The organism is Vibrio mimicus CAIM 602, from assembly GCF_000338875.1.
GTDB lineage: Bacteria > Pseudomonadota > Gammaproteobacteria > Enterobacterales > Vibrionaceae > Vibrio > Vibrio mimicus.
On sequence record NZ_AOMO01000070.1, the window covers coordinates 1 to 3,097 of the forward strand.

At 38.7% G+C, this 3,097-nt stretch carries 3 protein-coding genes; all 3 read right to left on the reverse strand.

Features of this window, described 5'->3' with window-relative positions; all coding sequences use genetic code 11:
• Window positions 1-262 precede the first annotated feature (262 nt).
• Window positions 263-871, reverse strand: coding sequence for a hypothetical protein (locus tag D908_RS02580; RefSeq protein ID WP_005526971.1), 609 nt, complete (start codon window positions 869-871; stop codon window positions 263-265).
• Between the two features lie 168 nt (window positions 872-1,039).
• Window positions 1,040-1,555 (reverse strand): DUF3592 domain-containing protein, encoded by a 516-nt coding sequence (locus D908_RS02575; RefSeq protein ID WP_000915339.1) that lies wholly within the window; start codon window positions 1,553-1,555, stop codon window positions 1,040-1,042.
• A gap of 679 nt (window positions 1,556-2,234) precedes the next feature.
• Complete coding sequence (locus D908_RS02565; RefSeq protein ID WP_005526974.1) at window positions 2,235-2,999, reverse strand: hypothetical protein; 765 nt, start codon at window positions 2,997-2,999, stop codon at window positions 2,235-2,237.
• Window positions 3,000-3,097: the final 98 nt, after the last annotated feature.

Below are 3,097 nucleotides of genomic sequence, written 5' to 3' on the forward strand. Positions count from 1 at the left end.
AATGAGGCAATCACTCAGAAGTTACAGCGCCAGATACATTGCCGCTTCGTTAGGCAGCGACAAACAATATTGAATTGCCGACAAAACCTAAACGAAATGCTAAAGGAATCGACAACCACAACCTGCTGATTTTTATGGATTAAGCATAACGCCCGCTTAAGTGGTGAGCAACGCAATGCGATGTTTCCGCACACCACCGTAAACACTAAAATCAACGCATATTAAAAATGCCACGCGTTGCGAATCCGCCTTAAAGCGTTTGTTATATGCTAATACCCACAGGGAGTTGAAAAGATCCTTCCGAACAAACCAAGTACAAGGCTATTACGGATACAATAATAGGTAATAGAAAAGACTGAAACCATATATAAAAATGCCCATATTTAGACAAGGCACTAAACCTTTGACCAGCACCTTCAAGCCTTACACAGTAGAGTTCAACGTTTGTTTTGAAATCTATATACTTTTGCTTGGGTTTTTCGTCAACTTCATCGTAACTATTCGGGAACTGTCCATTAATCTCAAGTTCATGGAGTCTACGTAATAATTCACGACCACCGTTTAAAAACTTTTTATCAAGCTCCATATTGGTTCCAAAATTAGAATGTATATTATTGCTTGAGAACCAAAGTTTGAACCCGGCCAAGTCACCTAACCAATTGACCAACAGTGTGTAAAAGAAATATACCATTAAAATAACAGCAAGTAGGTCAAAGAGATCCGCAGGAACATTTATGCCGAACAGATTTAATTCACCTAAATCGATATCGTAAAGCTTCACTAGAATAGTCATAAATGAAACGACCAGTAATCTACGACCACTCTTTTCTGTAAGATCGCTTATGATGTCATTACCACTAATTTTTGGCATTTATCCTCCATTGAATATTTGCATATAACGCCGCGTTAAGTGGTGAACAACGCTAATCACCAAACCTAAACCATTGTACCTTAAACACTTAAACTAACTTGAACCAAAATCGCCAAGCGTTGTGAATCCGCCTTAAACGCCTTGTTAGCACAAAAGTTCACCACCTAGTTACTCATTGTTTTTTCGTCTTGAAAATACAAATGCAATGATAAATATACTGACGATGGAAAGTATGAAAATAGCTCCAAATATATACACTTTCGAAGCGTAACTATCGCACATTCTTTCAATAACAGACTCACTAGGTTTTGCTGGATTAACGAATATTTTTATCTCTTTCCCTTTCTGCTTGCTATATATAAGCCTCTTGGCTGCATCGTGTAACTCACCGTTATCATATGAACTCACCCATGAATAACGATTACTTACATATACCTTACCGCCATAGTTATATTCATATGAAACCTTAGGACCGTAGGAAATTCTCCGATGACGATCCATACCTACAAATTTCACAGATTCGACTTCTGCGTGAATTATCTTCGCAGGAATTACATCCCAGTTCTGAGAGATATAACACCCAAATCCAACCTTCATCGGCTTTGCAACAGCGACATACACGAGAAGCAAAAACATTGGCGAAAATAGTAGTATCAATAGAATACGTAGGTACTTTTTTAACATCCGTTCATTTAACGTTTAGAAATTTGACTTTTATATTAACCGAAAGCCAAATTTCGTAATCACCTGATTGCTCAGCTTTCGTCGCAAAATTTTGTGCTAACGCCCGCCTAAGGGGCTGGCAACGCATAACACTAAACTCAAACACAGCAACTGTAACCACCGCGGCTCAATGGGACTGGAAACGCCACACGTTGACAGTCCCTCTTGAGGCGTTTGTTAGCTATTTTTTCTCGGAAACTTGATAAGGTTATTGCACTCACTGCACCTATGACCAGTTAATAAAATGAGCTTCAGGAGTTTGTTATCCACGCCTTTCTGAGCTTCTAAATGCGCTACTCCTTCGCATCCATTTTGGTCGCATTTAATCGGAATCATTAAAAATAGGCGAATGGGTATTGCTGTAAAAATAACAACTAACGGGAGCATCTGGATTAATGACATCTCTTTTCGAAAGAAATAGATTGTCAAACAAAACATTACAAACGCAATAATTGCACTGAGTAATCTATGCAGATATTTATTCATTTATGATCATCCTTGTTCATTTATTCACACATCAGACATCTACAGCCTGAAATTCACTTAAATAGCTAACGCCGCATTAAGGTGTGAGCGGCGCTTGGCTATACTTGAGCGAAGCGAAACTGCCAAGCGTTGCGAATCACTCTTAAATGCTTTGTTATGTGCCTGTTTTATCGTAATTTTCTTGGACGATTCTCATTGCTGACTCGGCGGCAACCTTGTAACTGTCAAACTCCTGCTTGTAAAAATAGAAAAACGCGACCCCAAACTCGGCTAACTCAATAAATATAAAGTTGTTTGTAGAGTGGAAAAAATGAAAATCTTTGTTCGTAGTATGGATAACACAAAGAGAATTAAGCCTGTTTACCTTTGATTCCACGCTTAATACTTGCAGTGCAGAACGAAGATTAGAGAAAACTTTTGAGGGACTTGTATCCATTGGACCTTGAAACATTGCTATTGGCATTTTGCCAATAAAAGGTATGTATTCCGCGCCTTTTACCTTGTTTAGATTTCTTCTAAGGTCAAGAACTTGGAATTTGTACTCTAAAGTTTCTAACCATAAAACGATTAACTCTAAGGTCTCTTGAGAGAACTCTTGCTTGCTCACATCAATTTTTTCAAATTCATGCTTCAAATGCCTTTCCAAGTAGCCAAGCAGATTCGAATTGCAATCTTTGCATGCCGGTAGCGTCGTCTTGTTGTACGTTTGATAAGCGCCGTTAGTCGTTGTATTGAATGTTCGTTTTGTACAACGATTATAGACCCACTGAGGAATCACATGCTCTCTAGTCAATTGCTCTGGAGAACCGCAAATTATGCAAATGTCTGCAGAGTGATTTGCAATTATTGTATCAATTACTTTCTTCTTATTTGCCCTGATTTTCTTTCTAAACTGAATCAGCTTCAACTGAATACTCATTTCACAAATGACTCCTAACTCACTCAGGCACATAACGCCCGCCTAAGGGGCTGGCAACGCACTACCACTAAACTCAAACACAACAACTTAAACCACCG

Bases quoted from the DNA above. Each gene is read 5' to 3' on its own strand.
- D908_RS02580 (WP_005526971.1), bottom strand. From the start codon at position 871: ATGCCAAAAATTAGTGGTAATGACATCATAAGCGATCTTACAGAAAAG.
- D908_RS02575 (WP_000915339.1), bottom strand. From the start codon at position 1,555: ATGTTAAAAAAGTACCTACGTATTCTATTGATACTACTATTTTCGCCA.
- D908_RS02565 (WP_005526974.1), bottom strand. From the start codon at position 2,999: ATGAGTATTCAGTTGAAGCTGATTCAGTTTAGAAAGAAAATCAGGGCA.